This window comes from Pseudomonadota bacterium (assembly GCA_026388315.1).
Lineage (GTDB): Bacteria > Desulfobacterota > Syntrophorhabdia > Syntrophorhabdales > Syntrophorhabdaceae > MWEV01.
Genome location: JAPLKA010000128.1, coordinates 18882 through 34534 on the forward strand (window position 1 = coordinate 18882; position 15653 = coordinate 34534).

Sequence of the window (15653 nt, forward strand, 5' to 3'; positions counted from 1 at the left end):
GTTATCTATGGTCTTTAGCAGGTTATCCGTGAAAGATCACCCTCCAAGTCATGTTTCAGGCTTGCTACAGACTCCACCGAAATCTTCTTCTCCTTGTTCTTTCCAAACAGGGATATTCTCTCTTCGAGACCGAGGGTATCAGTTGTTCGAGAAAATTCGTCGCTACCTACCAACTGTGTCATGTAGGTTTCGTCCAGCTTGTGCATGGGCAAGATCACGTCATCGTCAATAAACCTGAGCAAGCTGGCCAATCGGTAGATCCCTGCTATGTCTCTCAGTGCCCTATCGTTGCTACATATGCTGCTGATGACCGTATGTTCCGGACTACCGAAGGCCAGGAAGAAATCTGGCTGTCTGAGTAACAGCAGGTCCCAAGCGCAGGATCGCAAGATTTGTTTTGCTTTGTCATGTCTCATCGTTGTCTGAACTCTAAAGAAGTTCTGAAGTTTCCCGGCGAAGTAACAGAACGCAGCCACAATTTCGTAGCTAAACCGAGCTTGTATCACATTCTCCAGGAATTCCTGGATCATATCGAACTTCTGCCGCAAAGAAAGGCGCGGCTGAGATTTTTCGATGAGAACGGTCTTAATAATGATGCAGTAGATTATATCGATCAGCTTAATTTGTTCGCTCATGATGCCTGAGAATTCTCGTGCGGAAGTCATTTCGGAATCGACAAGATCATCGAAGGTAGTTGCGTTGAATGCTGACCTTAGCTCAGAAAATCGTCGATCATCAAAGCAGAAGGAGCCATCACGCAACATCGCCTCTGTATCCATACAATGCATTCGTGCAATGAGTTCGAATGTACGCCTAAGTTGAGATTCGTTGCTACCCTTGCTCATTGATTCGAAATAGTAGAAGAATGGGGAATAGAAATACTTGTTTGTAGCCAGGTATTGAAGCAATCTTCTTACGTACACGAGACGATCTCCGGGCAGCTTGCCCGGATCGCTAATGTACCAATCAACGTAGTTCAGAATCTGAGAATCCAGAATAATCTGTACTTGGTAGGATATGTCCCACTTATCTGCTGTTACCGTTTCGTTGTTCAACAAAAGGGGCTGGTTGCCTCTAAACGGGTCTATTATAGACAGAGAGAAATCATCATTTCCAAAAGCGGCTGGGTGAGAAAGAAAAGACTGCTTGTTTGGTAGGTAAGTCCAGAAGGAAAAACGCTTACCCGTCAGCTTCATGTACTGTCTCATATATGGAAATAGGAGGCTCTTGTCTTTAGAATCAATGATGATGGATACGATTTTGAGAACCTCTTCGATTTTGGAGAAATGCTCGCAAAGATATGCTTTCTTGAATGCACTGTCTTTGGTATTCAAAGCCTTTGTGTTCTCCAGTGTGGGCGCCTGGTCATTTGTCAGGGTATGTGATAACAGGAATGCAAAATGTAGTTCGCCATCTTCTGAACCAAGAAGCGAGGTCAACATTTTACTGAACGGGTGATTTATCATTCCTTGTCCCTATGATAGATAATCGGGGCAGTTAAGCCGTGCCCCGAAGGGGCATCGGTCTTCAACTCCTTGTTCTCCCGAAGCGGAGCTACGGGAAGGAGTTGACGGCTTAACTGCCCCGATTCTCGCGGCGCGAAGCGCCGGGAGAACAAGTTATTCTATAGTTTCTGACTAATTCCACAAATCAATTATTCTTTCGTGGCTCTATGCAATAACAATGCTCTGTTGTCCATACAAATTATGGTCTTACCGACCTCTCAGTGACAACTTAAATCGTTGATATAATAATGTATAATCTCTTGATAAACTATTTGCAACAATTTGTTTTATCTTTCCGTATATCATGTCAATTTTAAGATTATATAGAAATCGGAGGATTCCCCATGCTTGCTATCCCTTCTGCTCTACAGACCAAATTTGAAGAACATTTACGGAACAGGGCCATTCAAAACAGCTTGCACGGGATGTACAAAAAATGGCTGCAATATTATCCGGACTTTTGCCGGAAATAGAAAAATGGTGGGGACGTCCTTCATTATTTCAATAACTTTTCCCGGCCAGGAAGAGACAATAGGCACGTTGTTGTAATCGTTGCATTGACTCCAAAAGGAGTTTTTCTTGCCGGATTACTGCCTGAATCTCAGAAGGTAGTTTTAAAATTGAAATCGTGCGGAACAAAGATGCATAAGCCTTTCCAGAGATTTCTATAGCGGTGTCCAATGTGGACACCGCTGCTTCCGATAGAGTGTCTGGTTTCCGGTTATACTCTAATGAGTGACCCGGTAAGCTGTACCCGGAGACCTGCCAGAGGAAGTTGCTAACACTGTGTTAGCAACTTCTGAAATCTCTGGAAAATCAATACAGTCCTTACATAGAGTGCTATTACTTTTGAAACTTTCTGATGAGAATCTGTTGGCAGATTTTGGGGAAATACAAGACTTGTATCAAACATTGATAAGGAGTAAGATATTGGATATGTGTTGGAGGTGATATAATGAAATACAAGGTGAATCTACAAAAGACAGACGAGGGTTATTCCATATGGGTTCCTGGACTTCCAGGTTGTTGGTCTCAGGGAAAAACAGAGGTAGAAGCCATGGAAAATATTAAGGACGCTATACAGGCTTATTTAGAAACAGTGGAAGAATTAACCAAAGACAAAGAATCACGATATGTAGAAATTGCAAATGCCTAAATTATCAGGAATAAATCATCAACGGGCTGTTAAAGCTTTTAAAAAAGCAGGCTTCTGGGCTGCACGGGAAGGCAAACATATTACAATGACTAATGGTGAACGCATCATCACAATTCCGAGAGCAAACCCTATCAATGCCCTTACAATGGCTGGTATCGTGAAAGATGCCGGATTTACGATTGATGAATTCAAAAAACTTTTGTAGTTATCTAAAAAAATACCTTTTACACGTATCACTCTGTCAATAGAGCTGGAACATACACAAAACCTGACCTTGATACTCCTTGATGATCTGCGGACTTTCTGTGCCTTGGTAGAGCAGAGGGTTTAACCAATAAGACCAATCAAACCAATCAAACAGATTCTCAATTCTAACAAATCCCTTGATAATCTCCCTGTTATGAAGTAATTTCTCACTGATTCAGCTATCAGCTCTTAGCTGTCAGCCATGAACCATCAGCTATATTTGCAGGAGGAATAAATGCTATTTTCAAAAATGTTCATTCCCACAATGAAAGAGGTTCCGAAAGAAGCGGAGGTTGCAAGCCATAAACTGATGCTCAGGGCCGGGTATATCAGGAGGCTTGCATCAGGGATCTATACGTGGTTGCCCATGGGACTTAAATCATTAAGGAAAGTGGAACAGATTATAAGGGAAGAGATGAACAAAAAATGTGCACAGGAAATCCTCATGCCTGTTGTTCAGCCTAAAGAATTGTGGGTGGAGAGCAAAAGGTGGGAAAAATACGGTAAGGAGCTCCTGAGATTTATTGACAGGAACGACAGGGAATTGTGCCTTGCCCCTACCCATGAAGAGGTTGTTACCGACCTGGTGAGGAGGGAGGTAAGGTCATATAAGGAATTGCCACTTAACCTCTATCAGATCCAGACGAAGTTCAGGGACGAGATCAGACCGAGGTTCGGGGTCATGAGGGGCAGGGAATTTTCCATGAAAGACGCTTACAGCTTCGATATGGACGAGACAGGCGCTGAGAGGAGTTACATGGATATGTATGATGCCTATGTAAACATATTTACGCGCTGCGGGTTGCGATTCAAACCAGTAGAGGCAGATACAGGGCAGATTGGCGGAAGTTTTTCCCATGAATTCATGGTCCTTGCCGATACCGGAGAAGATACTATTATTTCGTGCGATACATGCGGCTATGCGGCAAATCTGGAAAAGGCCGAAGCAGGTTTTGTCGGCAGGGAAAAGCGGGTCAGGAATGGCAATTACAGGCGCGTAGAAACACCCGGGCAGAGAAAGGTGGAAGAGGTCGCTTCTTTTTTACAGGTAATGCCCGACAAGCTCCTCAAGACAATGATCTACAGGACGGATAAAGGCACTATCGGTGTACTCGTAAAGGGAGACAGGGAGATAAACGAAACAAAACTGGTAAACCTCTTATCCCTCGATTATCTCGAACTCGCAGATCCCTGTATCATAGAAGAGGTTACGGGTGGCCCGCTTGGTTTTTCCGGGCCTATCGGTCTCAAAATTCCTCTTTATGCAGACAGTGATGTACAATCCATGGAAGACTTTGTTATAGGCGGGAACGAAGAGGATGTTCATGTCGTTGATGTTAATGTCGATGATTTTAAGGTTGAGGGTTTTTATGCCCTGAAGGTGGTGAAGGATGGGGATCTCTGTCCGAAATGCAAAGGAACACTATTATCCACAAGAGGGATAGAGGTGGGCCATATTTTTAAGCTTGGCCTGAAGTACAGCGAGGCCATGAACGCCACATTTCTTGATAAAGACGGCAAGGAAAGGCATATGGTCATGGGCTGTTACGGCATAGGTGTAGGCAGGACTGTCGCTGCCGCAATAGAACAGGGTTATGACGAAAACGGGATTGTGCTCCCTATCGCTATAGCGCCTTTTGAGGTAAATGTGCTGCCTGTGAACAATACTCACGCTGAAAGCATGGAACTGGCTGATAACGTATATAAGGCTTTAATGGGTAAAAACATTGATGTTGTGATGGACGACAGGGATGAGCGTCCGGGGGTCAAATTTAAAGACTGTGACCTTATTGGTATACCCTTAAGGGTAACCATAGGCGAAAGAAATTTAAAAGAAGGGTATGTTGAATTAAAGGTAAGGAATGAGAAAGAATCTCAAAAGATAAAGAAGGAAGACATCATCGGGAGGGTCGTAAGCTATGTTGAAGAGTCTAAATCTATGTGAGTTCACACCCAAAGAAGAGATAGAGAACAGGATCATAGAGTTTAAAAAAAGGATGGCAGAGCACGGGTTCTCCTTTGCGGTCATCATTCAGAATGTGGATTTATTCTATTTTACCGGTTCTTTACAGAATGCTATCCTTGTTGTTCCTCTTGACGGGGAACCGGTTTTTTTTGTGCTGAAAAACTTAAACAGGGCAGTTGTTGAGACATCTCTCAAGATAACACCTATAAAAAGGGACAAAGACGTTAAGGATATCCTTGCGGATATGAAGGTTTTAAAGGGCAGGGGAGGTATGGAACTTGATGTTGTTCCTGTAACGGTTTTTGAGCGGTGGAAGAATATTCTCGGCTACGACAATATAACTGATATTTCCCGGTTAATTAAAGATGTAAGGCTGATAAAAAGCCCCTTTGAATTAGAACAGATAAAAAGATCAGGCGAGATTATCGGCCATGTTTTTAAAAAGGCAAAGGAAGTCATCAGGGAAGGTGTAAGGGAGATCGATATTGATGCAGCCCTTCTCGCAGAAGGGAGAAGGATGGGGCATCAGGGTCTTTTGCGGATGAGGGGCATGAATCAGGAAATGATGAGCTGCTATGTAACCCATGGATACTCTGCCACAATATCTTCAGGGGCTGATGTGCCCATATCAGGCGTAGGCATTACACCTGCTATTGGTCAGGGCGCTTCAATCAACAGAATCGGGAGAGGAGTTCCTGTTCTCGTTGATTACGGCGGCGGGTATAACGGTTATATTACGGATGAAACAAGGGCATTTGCTGTGGGAGACATGAAAGAGATTTTCAGAAAGGGACATGCTGTGGCGGCAGACATCATCGAGGACGCCATGACATTTGGAAAAGAGGGTGTCGCTGGAACGGAGATATTTATGAGGGCATTGCAGAGAGCGAAAAAGGAAGGATTTGAAGATTATTTCATGGGTCATGGCGAGGGAAAGGTTGGCTTCATAGGACATGGGCTGGGACTTGAGATAAACGAACTTCCCGTCATAACCCCGAGACACAACATAATGTTAAAAGAGGGTATGGTCTTTGCCTTTGAACCAAAGTTTATAATACCAGGAGAGGGTGCAATAGGCATTGAAGTGGATTTCATTGTGCGGAAGGGCCGGCTGGAGAGGGTAACGGATACTTCCATGGACATCGTATATGTGTAAAGGAAAGGGTTCAAGGGGTCAAGGGTTCAAGGGGTCGAGGGGTGGGGAACATACTTTTTTAATTCAAATCCGGAGGCGCTGCTATATTCAACATATGAACAATACCGGATGATGTCACCGGTGTTAAAATATTGTTGTGTTATATCACCTGATTGGCGTTCAAATGCATCAAGCATATGTGAATGTCCCAATATGAGCACATCGTACCCTTCATCAAATTTTTTTAATGCATATTTTCTGAAAAGGTCAATTGCTTTATTATTATAAGACTTCTTTCTGCTGGATAGAAAGACCCTTGCCATAGTGGCGATTGACCATGTAATGTCCGGGCCAAGGGTATCCATTACTTTACTTACAAAGGGTGTTTTAAGGAATTTCGTGAGGTAAAACTTGCTGATTTCGTAACCATGTGCTATGTAGGTTTTTTTCCCTTCGATATCCATAACAACACTATGAGTACATCGTATGCCTGTATAATTTTTAAAGAAATTCCCCATGTGGAACTCATGATTGCCTTCAATGAAATACACCGTTTTTCCCTTTTTAACCAGGTTTTTAAGAGAGTCTACGATACTTTTGTACCAGGGAAATATGTATCCGTCATAGCCATGATAAAATTCGAATAGATCTCCCAGTACGAAGACCATGTCTGCATCGTGGCACACATCATCTATGAATTTCTCGACAAATCCTATTTTTTGAATGTCATTTTTATCGAGATGGGCATCGGAGAAGAAGACAGCTTTCATTTTTGCAAATGCAGATATTCACGCAGGGCTTCCTGCCATGACCTCATGGTAATGCCCGTATCTCTCTGAAGTTTGGAAATGTCATAGACAGAATTTACCGGACGTTTTGCCTTGGTTTTGTATGTACCCGATGTTGTTGGATTGAGCGGAATATCTATGCTCAACAGGGTAAAAATCTCTTTTGTAAACCCGTACCATGTGGTAGAACCGCTGTTTGATATGTGATAAATACCGGACCTGTTGTTTTCTATAAGCGCCCTCAGGGGTTCACCGACATCCTTCGCATAGGTGGGGGTACCTTTCTGATCGTTGACGACTTCAACGCGTCCTTTTTCCCTGGCAACTCTTGTAATCTTGGTGATAAAATCGCCGCCACCCAGGGCGCCTCCATAAAGCCATTCTGCACGCATAATGAGGGCCGAAGGATTATTTCTCCTGATCTGCATCTCGGCTGAAAGCTTTGATCCCCCGTATACCGACTGTGGGTTCGGGATATCCTCCTCATTGTAAGGGGAGTCCCTGGTGCCGTCAAAAACATAATCTGTGCTGAAATGGACAAGCTTAACCCGGTATTTTTCGCAGAGTTCAGCAATAATTCCCGCGGCATCGCCGTTTACTTTCTGTGCAATCTCGGGGATATCCTCACAGCCATCTACGTTGGTGATGGCGGCGAGATTAATAATGACATCCGGTTTATGCTCCTCGATGAAGGTCTCGCCCTTTTCCTTGTTTGTGATGTCCCATTCGTCAATATCCACGGTAATCATTTCATGGTAACGACTGAAAGTCGGTAAAAGATTGCTTGCCAACATGCCTTTGCCGCCGGTTATTATAATCTTCATCTGTTTTTATACATCCTCTCGTAATATGTTATGTACTCACCACTCCTGATTCTCTGCCACCATTCTTTGTTATCGATATACCACTTTACCGTATCTTCCATTCCTTTTCCAAAGTCAAATCTTGTCTTGTAACCCAATTCGTTTTTCACTTTTGTGGAGTCTATGGCATACCTTCTGTCATGGCCGAGCCTGTCTGTTACGTATTGTATAAGCGAATGAGGCTTGCCGAGGATATCAAGGATAAGTTTTACAATCTCGATATTGGCCCTTTCGTTTTCTCCGCCGATATTGTAAACCTCGCCTTCCACTCCTTTGTGGAGTACGGTATCAATTGCCTCGCAGTGGTCTAATACGTGAATCCAGTCACGGATATTCATGCCGTCACCGTACACAGGCAATGCAATGTCCGCAAGGGCATTTGTGATTATGAGAGGTATCAGCTTTTCAGGGAACTGGTATGGCCCGTAGTTGTTGGAGCACCTTGTGATAACGACAGGCGTCCCGAACGTTTTAAAATATGCCATTGCGAGCATATCTGCTGAAGCCTTGGATGCCGAGTAGGGGCTGTTTGGAGAAATGGGCGTATACTCGGTGAATTTACCTTCTTTTCCCAGGGAACCGTAAACTTCGTCCGTTGATATCTGAACAAACCGTTTAATGCCCTTTTTCTTTGCAATTTCCAGGAGATTGAATGTGCCGTTAATGTTTGTCTGTATGAATTCATCGGGGTTCATGATACTTCTGTCAACATGCGACTCCGCCGCAAAATTGATAATAGTATCAATCTTTGAGGTATCAAAAATATTTTCCAGAAGATGCCTGTCAATAATATCTCCCTTTATAAAGGAATACCTCCTGTCGTTTTCAATATCTTTTAAGTTTTCAAGGTTGCCCGCATAGGTAAGCTTGTCGAGATTTATTATGCTGTAAGGATATTTTGACAGCATATACCTTACAAAATTACTCCCGATGAAACCACAGCCCCCTGTAACCAGGATATGCGTATTATCCATCCTTCCTCTCCCATTTGTAGGGTATGTCCTTTGTATGGGCCTCCTTCCTGTATTCGTCAGGCTGCTGCCGCTTGTAGGTCTCAGTGGGGGCATTGAGGATCAGGGCTTCTTCATCACTGATGCATTTCCATCCGTGGTAGATCATCTTTGGAACCCTCACAACGGCCGGATTGTATTCTCCGATAAAGAATTCATTCACATCGCCTTTTGTGGGTGAATCTTCCCTGTCGTCATAAAGGACGAGTTTCAACATTCCTTTGACGCAGCAGATGAGATCATCCTGTATCCTATGGTAATGCCAAGCCTTGACTACACCAGGGTAGGTTGTTGTTAAATAGACCTGACCAAATTTGGTAAAGATTTCGTCATCATCCCGTAAAATCTCCATTAATCTTCCCCTTTCGTCGGGGACAAACTTTAACTGTTTGTATATGACATCCTTAATCATGAAAACCTCCTTCTTATAGTATGGAGCATAGAGCAGGGGCGGTTCGCGAACCGCCCTTACATCTATCCGCTGAACGCTGCCCGCTCTACGTTATCGATGTTATTCGCTCCCGTTTGCGATACCAGTATGTTGGCACGTAATAATGATTCAAATGTACCGGCATCGGTCCACCAGCCGCGGAGCATCTCCCACGTCATTGTCCCGTTTTCCAGATACGCATTATTCACATCAGTAATTTCAAGTTCACCGCGATCAGATGGTTTAATGGTTTTGATAAAATCGAATACCCTGCCGTCATATAAATATATGCCGATAACAGCAAGGTTGCTTTTTGGCGCCCTCGGTTTTTCCACGATGCTTATAAGTTCCCCGTCGCTGATTTCAGCTACACCAAATCTTTCAGGATCAGGCACCTCCTTGAGGAGGATTTTTGCGCCTTTATCCTGTTTTTCGAAGTCCCTTACCGCTTTCACAATATTATTTTCAATAATATTGTCACCCAGAACAACACATATTTTTTCACCTTCAGCGAACCACCCTGCCATGGACAGGGCGTCTGCTATTCCCCCTTCTCCCTCCTGATATGCGTAATGAATGTGTGTGAGCCCGAACTCCTTCCCGTTCCCCAGCAGCCTCAGGAAATCGCCTGCATAATTGCCCCCGGTCACTATCATGATATCTGTTATCCCGGCGTTTACCAGTGTCTGGATGGGATAATACACCATGGGTTTATCGTATATCGGCAACAGGTGTTTGTTTGTTATCTTTGTAAGAGGATGCAATCTTGTCCCCAGTCCTCCAGCCAATATTATTCCTTTCATAGAAACCTCCTTAATTAAATCACTGCATGTTTGTGATACCTGCAAGATCCAAGGAAAGCCGGAAGGTTGTATCATTCGGCCTCGTTGACTGAATCAGGGCAAACGTGACGGCCCAGCATTTAGGGCGATAAGTGAGTTGATAGAGCGTATCAAGCACTGTAGTGTCTTTAAAGGAATACCGTATCTGATATTTCCCTTCAAAAGATTTATAAAATCCTCCCACATCAGAAAAAAGTTCATTGCTTAAATCGCTGGTATAATAATGAGAGAGGTTTAACCAGTAAATACCAGGATATTTATGACTCAAAGTATTTCTCATAATGGCAAGGCCATCACCGCTTGTGTTGATAGTAGTTTGGTTGCTATACATGAAATTATCTACAGGATACAACGTAAATCTGGCCCTGATATCGGAAACCCTGTTCCCGTATCCATCGTACAGCGTTGAAGGTTCTAAGTTGCCCGAGAGTCCGTATGTCTGTTCTATCTCAAGGAGGGACAATTCTCTGGATTTTTGATCAGACATTGAATTGAGATAATGGTTCAGAGAATAGGTAATGGTATTTGTATTGTACATCCTGTCATAAGGGTCGATGTTAGGGATACCGCTGAATGATGTGTTCGGGATGAATGTATATGACAACCTGGGTTTTATAACGCTCTGCATTTCGCCAATCTTGAGGATATCGGTATAATAGTTTTTCAGGAACTGTACATTTGCATCTCCTTCTACCTTGGCTGTTTGGCGAATGTTTGTCTGGTTGCTCATGGTATCGGATTTTGAAATCCCATAGCCTGTTTCATAGAGGGTGCCATTAATGAGGAAATTGATTCCATTCCAGGAAAGAGGCATCCTCAACCTTGGTTCGAAACTTAATCGTGTATAGTTTGCACCTTCAGCCCTGTTGAAATTTGTAAGGCCTGCAAAGATGTCTGTATAAAACCTCTCTTTCAAAATAGGCATATACTCTGTAAAGAAGGAAATGGAGGGGAGATATTGAAATACATAGTCGTTATTCTTTTGGACTAAATTTTTGAAGTATGACGCTTCAAAGGTGAGGAGTGATTTCGGAAGGGGTTTTTCAAGGTATGCTGTCGATTTTATGAGATTTTCGCTCCTCTCGGCCGCTGTTTTTCCAAAGTCTACAAGATAATTAATATCTGAGATATAATTGGCATTTATTTTGAAAGTTAAATCCTTCATCATGACCTGTTCATGCTTGGACTTTATCTGGTAACGGGTGTTGTCATATGCCCTGTCGCTGATAATTGATGAATAGAAAGTTCCTTTAAAATCTTCCGAAAGGGCATACCGGAACTCAGCCCCCGGCTTAATGCCCCTGTCTCCGAAATAATCAAGATAGAAAGTAACGTCTTTATCTTTAGAGATTGCCCAGAAATAGGAGGTATTAATCATCATGCCATTCCTGCTTGAAAGTGCAAACCCCGGCATAAGGAATCCTGACTCCCTTTCTGTTTTAACAGGGAACATCCCCCAGGGGAGGTAAAAAACAGTGGTGTTCAGTATCTGGAACTTTACCCCTTTTGTTTGTGCATATCCCGCAAGGGTTACATCTACGTCGCTTGCCAGAAACTTCCAAGCCGGTCTTTCACCTTCACATGTGGTTATCTCGCCGTTTTTGATTTTGTATTGTGATTCCCCGACCTTGTTGATATGCTCACCCGCAATCTGGAATCCGCCCTTTTTAATGAATATTTTCCCTTTTTCAATGGATCCCATTTTAGTAATGAGATTCAGCTGGAGTTTTTCGCATTCTATAATGTCTTCTCCGTCCTGAAGGACGACATTTCCTTCCGCAAAGATTTCTTTGGCATTGTCGTCGAATATGACAGAATCGGCATTTAAAATCCTTGTTCCTTCCTTGACGTCCACGTCCCCTTTGGCGATGTATATATTTTGTTCTTTTTTATGTTCTAAAAAACGTGCTGATATGTCTATCTGGTTTGAGAGGGAGGATTTATAGTCCAACATTTTAGCATGAGTGGTAAATGGCGACAGAAGAATAGTGATTAAAAAAAAGGCTATGCTAAAATATTTCATGGATTATCTGCCTTGCCTCACCTATTGTGTATAACGAACCGGTGATTAAAATCAAGTCATTGTCGCCTGCAACATTTTTTGCTCTTTCTAACGCGCTTTTTACATCTTGCGTATAGAATACAGTTGAGTGGTTGACCTGACTTAACTTACTCAACGGTATTAATGGTTTCAATGCGTCGGGGGAAAGCGCCCTTTCCATATCCGGTTTTGTAATTATAATCAAGTCCATGAGTGGGACAATCTCTTCGAGCATCTTTTTGTATTCTTTATCCTTCATAACACCAAAAACCAATATTTTCTTTTTTTCTGTGTGGTGAGTCCTGAAAAATTCAGACAATACGTGCATTCCGCCCAGATTATGTGCCCCATCCAAAATAATCATCGGTTTTTCTCTAACGACTTCAAGCCTTCCATGCCATTGAACACGTGACATACCCCGGTAAATGGATTCATCGTTCACATGAAAACCAAGCGGCGAGATGACCTCAGTTGTACATAATGCCATAGCTGCATTTATACATTGATGGTCTCCCTGAAGATTAATAAAAATATCCTCGAAATGCTTGCTTAAGCCCTGATAGGCCATTACCTGGTCTCTCTTCTTCTCGTAGCGGAAGTCTCTGCCGAGTTCATAGACGGAACCGTTATGATGTTCTGCTACTTCCTCAACAACCATTCTGGCAATGTCTTTTGCACCGGTGATGACCGGCACCCTGTCTTTTATTATACCAGCCTTTTCCCGCGCTATGTCCGTAATATTATTACCAAGGTATTCTGTATGGTCAAGCCCCACATTTGTTATAATGCTTGCGAGAGGTTCTACGACATTTGTTGAGTCGAGCCTCCCCCCGAGGCCGACTTCAATCAGGGCTATATCAATATTCTTTCGATAAAAATATTCAAAGGCAAGGGCGGTGGTAAAGTCAAAAAAGGTAAAGAACCGGTTGCTGTCTTTTCTTTCGATCTTCTCTCGGATAAATGCAGTTAATTCTACAATTTCTTCTTCCGTAATCTCCTCTTCATTAATGGTGATTCTCTCGGTGAAGGACATAAGGTGCGGAGATGTATATTTACCAACACAATATCCGCCTTCTTTTAAAATATACGAAAGCATGGATGCAACGGAACCCTTGCCGTTTGTCCCTCCGATATGAACAGCCTTAAGTGTCTTGTGGGGATTATCTATGAGATTGAGAATCCACGTTATATTTTCGAGGCCGAAGACGATACCGAATTTTTCGAGGTTATAAAGATACCTCAGGGTATCGTTGTATTCCTTCATGTTATCAGGGATAATATCTGGTGCAGGCGCTGTTTCAGCTCTTTCCTCGGTGAAATCATGTCGATCATTCCATGATCCAGTAAAAATTCAGCCCTCTGGAATCCTGGAGGAAGCTCTTCTTTTATAGTTTCTTTTATAACCCTCGGGCCTGCAAAACCAATCATTGCTTTGGGCTCAGCGATGATAATATCCCCCAGCATGGCCATGCTCGCCGTTACGCCACCCAGTGTGGGGTCTGTGAGCACTGTCAGGTAGGGAATGCCAAGCGATTTTAACCGGTAGATTGCGCCTGATACCTTGGACATTTGCATGAGGGATATAATACCTTCCTGCATACGCGCGCCGCCTGATGAGCAGAAAACAATGACAGGCGTTTTTGTGCTTGCGCCTTCTTCAAGTGTTCTTGTGATTTTTTCTCCCACTACTGAACCAAGACTGCCGCCCATAAAGGAGAAATCAAATATTGCAGCCACCACCTCAATCCCGTTTATCTTGCCTCTTCCGCATATCATGGCATCTTTCTTTTTCAATAATTCCTGTGTTTCTTCGAGCCGGGTTTTATAGGATTTCGTATCCTTGAATTTCAGAAAATCAACGGGTTCAATATTATTGAAGAGCTCGGAAAAGGTGCCCTTGTCAAAGGTCAGGGTGATCCTGTTTTCAACAGTGATAGGGAAATGGTATAAGCATTTCAGGCAAACGTGCTGGTTCCTTTCCACCTCTTTTTTGTATAGAAGCTCCTGGCAGGAACTGCATTTTATCCAGAGGGATTCTTCTTTGCCAGCATTCTTTATCTCTTTCTGGATATCTATCTCTTTGTGCGGTTTTATCTCTTTTTCTTTTTTTCTGAACAGTGACATGCTATTTCTCTCTTGAAATTTGGATAGAAAACTACCAAAATAAGTATATCATGTCAATAGAAAGGGTTTCCATACAATCCGCCTATGTAATTGAAGGCGTTTTGAAAAAAAACCGGAAAGAGGCCGGTGTTGTTATTTGCCACCCTCATCCGCTTTACGGCGGAAGTATGCACAATAATGTTGTAGACGCAATCGAAGAGGGGTTTTCATCAAAGGGGTTTACCACGCTGAGATTTAACTTCAGGGGTGTCGGGATGAGCGGGGGTTTTTATGATGAGGGGGAGGGAGAGGTGAGTGATCTCATTGCCTCATGGGATTTCTTAAAAGCCCGGCTTGATGACAATGCCTGTATCGTGCTTGCCGGCTATTCCTTCGGCGCGTGGATATGCAGCAAGGCAGCCGTAAAGGTTAACAATATTGCTGCTATGTTCCTTGTAGCGTATCCTTTTGCATTCTACGAAACGACCGAATTGAAGCAATTCAATAAAAAGATATATTTTGTCGGTGGCGAGCATGATGACATCTCTCCTGTGGATGCCCTGTTAAAGTTTTATAAGGAGTTCCCTGTAGTCGAGAAATACCTGAAAATCATTTCCACCGACCACTTTTATGGGAGAAAAGAACAGGAAATAATAGAATTCATCAAAGAAAACGTCCAGTTATGATTCACAACGCAAGTTCTCTAAAATGCAAAGGCCAGCCCCATTATAGGACCATGGATAGTCATATTGTATCTGATACTGCTTGTCCCCGCCTTGTAGTCCACATAGAGAGCCCGGTATCCAAGTAAGCCAGTAATGTCTTTTGTAAAACGATAGCCGAATACACCCAGTGCATTCCAACTGAAATCAGAGCCGACGCTAAAGCCTCCAACATCACCCCGTATGTTAAATAACAGTTTTTCTGTGATATCTGCAGTGAGACAGCCACCGATGAATGGGTCAAGCCACTGGGTTGTCTTAGAAGGATTTATGGTGCTGCTCGTATCCAGGTTGGCGCTTAAATACCAGAAACGACCGCCTCCCAGGGCGTCAACGGTTATTGACCGTTTCCCTTTTTCCTCAAGAGACCACTTTCCGAGTTGGTATGTTCCACCGAACTCGACCAGCCACTGTTCAACCTGCATTCTCACATCTCTGCCATCTTTGAGTGTCCCGCTTTGAGACAGCTTCAGGTAGGTTGGGTCAATAAAGAATCCCCATTTCCCTTTTTGAGCCTCAAAGTGTACCTGGCCTGCTAAATCCATATCTCGAAGAATATCCGAAAAGTTTATTTTTGAGTCTGCAGTATAGTTACGGACTGTCGCCTTCGTATCCATGGCGGTCAGCCAGGCATAGGGGATAAGACGGAATTCCCACGTGTTTCCATCGGTAGATGAAGACCTACTCTCAGTTGTTGAAACGTTTGGGCTGGAACCCGGTGGTGGAGCGTTTTGGCTGTAAGCCGGTAGTGCAGCAAACACAAATGCCAGAACGCATAATATCGACGCTGCCTTGTTTCTCATATCAATTCCTCCAATTTCTGGGTTATAGTGCTCCCCATGGAAA

Annotated in this window: 15 protein-coding genes; 5 read left to right on the top strand and 10 right to left on the bottom strand. The window is 43.3% G+C overall.

All coding sequences use genetic code 11. From position 1 onward, the window contains the following. Positions 1–14: 14 nt before the first annotated feature. Entirely contained in the window at positions 15–1466 is a 1452-nt protein-coding gene (locus NTX75_18405) for a hypothetical protein (protein MCX5818188.1), read from the bottom strand. A gap of 994 nt (positions 1467–2460) precedes the next feature. Here NTX75_18405 and NTX75_18410 point away from each other — a divergent pair. From NTX75_18410 to NTX75_18425, 4 genes are all read left to right on the top strand, one after another. Further along, a complete protein-coding gene (locus tag NTX75_18410) occupies positions 2461–2661 on the top strand; it encodes a type II toxin-antitoxin system HicB family antitoxin (GenBank protein MCX5818189.1) in 201 nt (66 codons plus the stop codon). Then, a complete protein-coding gene (locus NTX75_18415) occupies positions 2654–2866 on the top strand; it encodes a hypothetical protein (GenBank protein MCX5818190.1) in 213 nt (70 codons plus the stop codon). The genes NTX75_18410 and NTX75_18415 overlap by 8 nt, the downstream gene beginning before the upstream one ends. A gap of 276 nt (positions 2867–3142) precedes the next feature. Beyond that, on the top strand, positions 3143–4852 hold the full coding sequence (locus tag NTX75_18420; protein MCX5818191.1) for a proline--tRNA ligase: 1710 nt from the start codon (positions 3143–3145) through the stop codon (positions 4850–4852). Beyond that, positions 4827–6029 (top strand): Xaa-Pro peptidase family protein, encoded by a 1203-nt coding sequence (locus NTX75_18425; GenBank protein ID MCX5818192.1) that lies wholly within the window; start codon positions 4827–4829, stop codon positions 6027–6029. The genes NTX75_18420 and NTX75_18425 overlap by 26 nt, the downstream gene beginning before the upstream one ends. A 26-nt stretch (positions 6030–6055) precedes the next feature. Here NTX75_18425 and NTX75_18430 read toward each other — a convergent pair whose 3' ends face one another. From NTX75_18430 to accD, 8 genes are all read right to left on the bottom strand, one after another. Beyond that, on the bottom strand, positions 6056–6778 hold the full coding sequence (locus NTX75_18430) for a UDP-2,3-diacylglucosamine diphosphatase (protein ID MCX5818193.1): 723 nt from the start codon (positions 6776–6778) through the stop codon (positions 6056–6058). Continuing rightward, positions 6775–7620 carry a dTDP-4-dehydrorhamnose reductase gene (gene rfbD / locus NTX75_18435; GenBank protein ID MCX5818194.1) on the bottom strand — a complete coding sequence of 282 codons (846 nt, stop codon included), beginning with the start codon at positions 7618–7620 and terminating at the stop codon, positions 6775–6777. Before rfbD ends, NTX75_18430 begins: the two co-directional genes overlap by 4 nt. After that, a complete protein-coding gene (rfbB, locus tag NTX75_18440) occupies positions 7617–8633 on the bottom strand; it encodes a dTDP-glucose 4,6-dehydratase (protein ID MCX5818195.1) in 1017 nt (338 codons plus the stop codon). The genes rfbD and rfbB overlap by 4 nt, the downstream gene beginning before the upstream one ends. Continuing rightward, complete coding sequence (locus NTX75_18445) at positions 8626–9081, bottom strand: dTDP-4-dehydrorhamnose 3,5-epimerase family protein (GenBank protein MCX5818196.1); 456 nt, start codon at positions 9079–9081, stop codon at positions 8626–8628. The genes rfbB and NTX75_18445 overlap by 8 nt, the downstream gene beginning before the upstream one ends. A gap of 62 nt (positions 9082–9143) precedes the next feature. Further along, positions 9144–9902: a sugar phosphate nucleotidyltransferase gene (locus NTX75_18450; protein ID MCX5818197.1), complete on the bottom strand. Its 759-nt coding sequence runs from the start codon at positions 9900–9902 to the stop codon at positions 9144–9146. A 19-nt stretch (positions 9903–9921) separates the two neighbouring features. Continuing rightward, complete coding sequence (gene lptD / locus NTX75_18455; protein MCX5818198.1) at positions 9922–11964, bottom strand: LPS assembly protein LptD; 2043 nt, start codon at positions 11962–11964, stop codon at positions 9922–9924. After that, positions 11951–13246 carry a bifunctional folylpolyglutamate synthase/dihydrofolate synthase gene (locus NTX75_18460; GenBank protein MCX5818199.1) on the bottom strand — a complete coding sequence of 432 codons (1296 nt, stop codon included), beginning with the start codon at positions 13244–13246 and terminating at the stop codon, positions 11951–11953. The genes lptD and NTX75_18460 overlap by 14 nt, the downstream gene beginning before the upstream one ends. Then, on the bottom strand, positions 13243–14106 hold the full coding sequence (gene accD, locus NTX75_18465) for an acetyl-CoA carboxylase, carboxyltransferase subunit beta (protein ID MCX5818200.1): 864 nt from the start codon (positions 14104–14106) through the stop codon (positions 13243–13245). Before accD ends, NTX75_18460 begins: the two co-directional genes overlap by 4 nt. A 50-nt stretch (positions 14107–14156) precedes the next feature. Here accD and NTX75_18470 point away from each other — a divergent pair, with 50 nt between their 5' ends. Further along, complete coding sequence (locus NTX75_18470; protein MCX5818201.1) at positions 14157–14771, top strand: dienelactone hydrolase family protein; 615 nt, start codon at positions 14157–14159, stop codon at positions 14769–14771. A gap of 17 nt (positions 14772–14788) precedes the next feature. On the opposite strand, the gene NTX75_18475 is transcribed toward NTX75_18470, so the two are convergent. Then, a complete protein-coding gene (locus NTX75_18475) occupies positions 14789–15610 on the bottom strand; it encodes a hypothetical protein (protein ID MCX5818202.1) in 822 nt (273 codons plus the stop codon). Positions 15611–15653 lie beyond the last annotated feature (43 nt).